Annotated in this window: 5 protein-coding genes and 1 pseudogene; 4 read left to right on the plus strand and 2 right to left on the minus strand. The window is 69.9% G+C overall.

The annotated features are described in order from the left end of the window. Window positions 1-199 (minus strand): annotated as a pseudogene (locus AC3XYG_RS04650) (bifunctional D-altronate/D-mannonate dehydratase); the annotation flags it as partial. A 162-nt stretch (window positions 200-361) separates the two neighbouring features. Here AC3XYG_RS04650 and AC3XYG_RS04655 point away from each other — a divergent pair. Both AC3XYG_RS04655 and AC3XYG_RS04660 read left to right on the plus strand, forming a co-directional pair. Further along, on the plus strand, window positions 362-1,087 hold the full coding sequence (locus tag AC3XYG_RS04655) for a GntR family transcriptional regulator (protein ID WP_489138645.1): 726 nt from the start codon (window positions 362-364) through the stop codon (window positions 1,085-1,087). Between the two features lie 83 nt (window positions 1,088-1,170). Then, window positions 1,171-1,956: an inositol monophosphatase family protein gene (locus AC3XYG_RS04660; protein ID WP_489138646.1), complete on the plus strand. Its 786-nt coding sequence runs from the start codon at window positions 1,171-1,173 to the stop codon at window positions 1,954-1,956. On the opposite strand, the gene AC3XYG_RS04665 is transcribed toward AC3XYG_RS04660, so the two are convergent. Further along, a complete protein-coding gene (locus AC3XYG_RS04665; protein ID WP_489138647.1) occupies window positions 1,898-2,650 on the minus strand; it encodes an HAD family hydrolase in 753 nt (250 codons plus the stop codon). The genes AC3XYG_RS04660 and AC3XYG_RS04665 overlap by 59 nt on opposite strands. Window positions 2,651-2,748: 98 nt before the next feature. On the opposite strand from AC3XYG_RS04665, the gene AC3XYG_RS04670 reads away from it, so the two are divergent. Together AC3XYG_RS04670 and AC3XYG_RS04675 are read left to right on the plus strand one after the other, a co-directional pair. Further along, window positions 2,749-3,318 (plus strand): ATP-binding protein, encoded by a 570-nt coding sequence (locus AC3XYG_RS04670; protein ID WP_489138648.1) that lies wholly within the window; start codon window positions 2,749-2,751, stop codon window positions 3,316-3,318. 148 nt (window positions 3,319-3,466) lie between these two features. Beyond that, the coding region (locus AC3XYG_RS04675) for an SDR family oxidoreductase (protein ID WP_489138649.1) at window positions 3,467-4,224 on the plus strand (758 nt) is incomplete at its 3' end.

The raw sequence follows: 4,224 nt of genomic DNA on the forward strand, positions 1-4,224 counted from the left end.
AGGTGTCCTCGATCCGGTGCGGATCGCGGCCGACCAGCAGCGGGCAGACATGGTCCTTGAGGTAGCTGGCCACCGCCAGCTCGCGGCCGTTCAGGGTGGCGTCGCCGATGCCGTACACGCCCTCGTCGGTCACCAGCTTGAGCGTGACGAAGTTGCGCCCGGGGCAGGTGACGATCACGTCGGCACGGATGATCTTCATGATGCGGTTTCCCCCGGGATGGACTGCGTCCTCTCCGCGGCCAGCCGCAGGGGACATGGCCGGATGCATAGTCCGAATTTAATCACCATACAAGTATGGCGATGTTAAAATGCGGCCGATCCCCTGTATGCTCGGACGGGACCAACGGAGCGGAGCGAGCGGGTGGCCGGACGGCGGAAGGCACAGCAGACCAGGACGCTGCCGGAGCGCATCGCCCTGAGCGGTGAGGGGCCGATCGGCAAGCAGATCTATGAGGGGCTGCGCCAGGCGATCATCACCGGCCTGCTGCCGCCCGGCTGTGCTTTGTCGGAAAAGGATGGGTCGGAGATGTTCGGCGTGTCGCGCCAGCCGGTGCGCGAGGCCTTCATCAAGCTGGTGGAGGCGGGGCTGCTCCAGGTCCTGCCCCAGCGCGGCACCATGGTGCGGAAGATCTCACGCCGGCAGGTCGAGCAGGGCCGCTTCATCCGCGAGGCGGTGGAGACCGCGGTGGTCCGCCTGGCGGCGGAACGGATCGACGAGGATTTCCTGCAGGCGCTGGACCGCAACCTGGAGATGCAGCGCGCCGCGGCCCGGCAAGGCGACAACGCCCGCTTCCTGGCGCTGGACGAGGCCTTCCACCATCTGATCATCGAGGCGATCGACTGCCTGCCGGCCTGGGGCACCATCGAGAACATGAAGGCGCAGATGGACCGGGTCCGCTATCTCAGCCTGCCCGAGGTGTCGCCGCTGGAGATGCTGATCGACCAGCATGCGGCGATCCTGGCCGGGCTGCGGGCGCATGACCCGGATGCCGCCGAAGCCGCCATGCGCCTGCATCTGCGCGAGATCCTGTCCTCGCTCGGCCCGATCGCCCAAAGGCGGCCGGAGCTGTTCGAGCTGGATGGCTGACGGCAGGGTCCCGCTTTCCTGGGTTGCCGGGGACAGGCCGGTCCCGGATGATCGCGCCTTCCGAACGCGGACAGGAATTTCCCATGAGCGACCAACAGACCCTCGCCCTGATGCGCATCGTGGCCGAGGCGCTGGCCCGGGCCGGCGGCCAGCTGGCCCTGGCCCATCTGGCCGATCACAAGGCGCTGGAGATCGAATCCAAGGGGCCGCAGGATTTCGTCACCGTGGTCGACAAGGCGGTCGAGACGCTGATCCGCGGGCGTCTGACGGAGATCTTCCCGGACCATGCCGTGCTGGGCGAGGAATTCGGTCTCGACCGGCAGGATGCGCGCATCGTCTGGGGCCTCGACCCGATCGACGGCACGGCGAATTTCCTGCGCGACCGGCCGGTCTGGTGCGTTTCGATCGGCGCCACCATCGACGGCAAGCCGGCGCTCGGCGTGATCTACGAACCGGTGCGGGACGAGCTGTACAGCGCCGTGGCCGGGCAGGGGGCGACGCGCAACGGCACCCCGATCAAGGTCAACGCCGCGGCCCGGCCCGACAGCGCGATGATCGGCGTCGGCTATGCCCCGGGCAAGCACATCGACGGTCATGTCCGCCAGATCGGCCACATCCTGGCCCATGGCGGCGAATACCGGCGCCTCGGTTCCTCCGCCATGTCGCTGGCCTATGTCGCCGACGGCCGATTCGACGGCTATGCCGCTGCCCACACCAACGCCTGGGACGTGATGGCCGGGCTGGTGCTGGTGCAGGAGGCCGGCGGCGTGACCAGTGACTTCATCGAAAGCGGGGTGCAGAGCGGCCCGGTCACCGCCGCGGCGCCGGGCGTCGCGGCGCTGGCGCAGCAGCTGATGGGGTTGATCTGACCGCGCTCTCGCGCATGGCATAGGCCGGCGGCGGTGCGCCCGCCGCCAGCCAGGCCGTGATCTCCGCCATCGTCTCGAAGATCCGGCCGGCCCCGGCGGCCTGCAGCCGCTGCGGCAGGCCGGCATCGGCATGGCTGGCGCCGACGAAGCCGACCACCCGCATGCCGGCCCGGCGGGCGGCGGTGACGCCGAACACCGAATCCTCGATCACCAGGCAGTCTGCGGGGTCGGCCCCCATCTGCGAGGCGGCGTAGAGGAAGACATCCGGCGCCGGCTTGCCGCGCGCCACCTGGCTGGCCGAGAACACATGCGGGTCGACCTTCGCCAGCAGCCCGGCCGTCTCCAGGTTGCGGCGCAGGTTGGGCAGGCTGGTGGAGGAGGCGACGCAGGGCGGGTGGCCGAACGCCCCGGCCGCGGCGATCGCCTCCGCCGCCCCCGGAATCGCCTTCAGCTCGGTCTCGAACCGCCGGGCGCACTCTGCCTTGACCTCGTCGATCAGGTGGTCCGGCACGACGAAGCCGAATTCGGCCGACAGGGTGGCCCAGGCGACCTGGTGCGGCGTGCCGCAGAAGCGGCGGGCGAATTCGCTGGGCGCCATGACATGCCCCAGCCGGGCCAACGCCTCGGAATCGACGGCGCAGAAGATTATTTCCGAATCGATCAGGACGCCGTCGCAGTCGAAGATCACCAGCATGGCACGCCCGCATGGGGGATAAGGTGGCGCGACAACATCATGCCCGTGCGCTATGTGCAAGGCACGGACCGAGCCCGAGCGGCAGAGCAGAGATGACCATGGCGCCCAGGCGCATCCACATCACCGGTGCCGCCGGGTCCGGCACCTCGACGCTGGGCCGGGCCTTGTCGACGGCGACCGGGGCCCTGCATCTCGACACCGACGACTATTTCTGGCTGCCGAGCGACCCGCCATTCCAGGCGCAACGGGACGTGTCCGAGCGCCTGGCGCTGCTGGAAGCGGCCATTTCCGGCACCGAGCGCTGGTTGCTGACCGGGTCCCTGATGCGCTGGGGCGACTCGCTGATCCCGCAATTCGACCTGGTGGTCTTCCTCCTGATCCCGCCGGCGCTGCGGATGGACCGGTTGCGGGCGCGCGAAGTCGAGCGCTACGGCGCCGAGACCCTGGCCCGCGGCGGTGCCATGCATGTCGCCCACCACGCCTTCCTGGACTGGGCGGAAGCCTATGATTCCGGCACGCGGGTCGGCCGCAACCTGCAGGCGCACGAAGCCTGGCTCGCGGCCTTGCCCTGCCCGGTGCTGCGCATCGTGGGCGACACCACGGTCGAGGACCGCGTCCGCCGGGTGCGGTCCTTCCGTCTGCGCGAGGGCAAGGCGTGGCGGGGGTGAAGATCTCGTCATCGCGAGGAGCGAAGCGACACGGCGATCCAGCGGCTCGATCTCTGGATCGCCACGCCCCTGCGGGGCTCGCGATGACGAGCTAATGTTTGGACCGCGGTATTAGGCTGCCTGAGACCAAGAAGGAGATGTTGCGACGATGACCGAATCCGAAGCCTTGCCGCGCCTGGACGGGCAGGTTGCCGTGATCACCGGCGCCAGCCGCGGCATCGGTGCCGCCACGGCGCGGCTGCTGGCGGCCCAGGGCGCGGCCGTGGCCCTGACGGCGCGGTCGTCCGAAGCGATCGACGGCATCGCCCGGGACCTACGGGCGGATGGCGGCCAGGCGATCGCCATTGCCGGCGACATCGGCGATCTCGGCTGGGTCGCGGCGATGCTGCGCGAGGTGATGGAAACGCTGGGGGCGCCGTCGATCCTGGTCAACAACGCCGGCATGGTCGGACCGATCGGCCGGATCCTCGACTGCGACCCGGCGGCGTGGGCGCGCAACGTCACGGTCAACCTGCTGGGTGCCTTCGCAGCCCTGCGGGCGGCGGTGCCGGGCATGGTGGCGCAGGGCGGCGGCACCGTCATCAATGTCAGCTCCGGCGCGGCGGAGAATGTCTATGAGGGCTGGAGCGCCTATTGCGCTGGGAAGGCCGGGCTGGCGATGCTGACCCGGTCGCTGCATCTCGAATATGGCGACCAGGGAATCCGCGCCTTCGGCTTCCGCCCCGGCACTGTCGACACCGAGATGCAGGGCGAGATCCGGACCTCCGGCATCAACCCGGTCAGCCAGATGCCGCGCGAGGCCCATGCCCCGCCGGAGCATCCGGCGCGGGTGATCGCCTGGCTGTGCGGGCCGCAAGCGGAGGACCTGGTCGGGCGCGAGCTGACCATCCGCGACCCCGAGCTGCG

It is taken from the genome of Inquilinus sp., from assembly GCF_057815775.1.

Bases quoted from the DNA above. Each gene is read 5' to 3' on its own strand.
- AC3XYG_RS04660 (WP_489138646.1), top strand. From the start codon at position 1,171: ATGAGCGACCAACAGACCCTCGCCCTGATGCGCATCGTGGCCGAGGCG.
- AC3XYG_RS04665 (WP_489138647.1), bottom strand. From the start codon at position 2,650: ATGCTGGTGATCTTCGACTGCGACGGCGTCCTGATCGATTCGGAAATA.
- AC3XYG_RS04670 (WP_489138648.1), top strand. From the start codon at position 2,749: ATGGCGCCCAGGCGCATCCACATCACCGGTGCCGCCGGGTCCGGCACC.